General features: G+C 62.1%; 1 protein-coding gene. It reads right to left on the bottom strand.

The window, feature by feature from the left end:
* Positions 1-235: immunoglobulin-like domain-containing protein (locus tag AC5PZ0_RS28375; protein ID WP_493856232.1), on the bottom strand; the 235-nt coding region annotated here is incomplete at both ends.

Raw genomic sequence — 235 nt, 5'->3', positions numbered from 1 at the left:
TGCCTGGGGTACCCGGTTCGTCGGTCACAGTGGTGCTGACCGGGGTCTTGTCCAGAACCAGGTTTTCGAACTTCCAGGCGTCAGCGCCGCTGACCGATTGCAGGCTCTGCTCTACCGGTGGGTTAGCGCCGGTGTAGACGTTGTCCGGGGCAGTCACGGTAACCGAACCGGTGGTGCCATTGGCCGGAACGGTGATCACCGTTTTGCCGTCACTCAGGGTGAAGTACAACGGCGC

Source organism: Pseudomonas sp. 5.2, from assembly GCF_059025405.1.
Note: the sequence above shows the minus strand (reverse complement) of the source record. Positions and strands in the feature narration are given on the sequence as shown.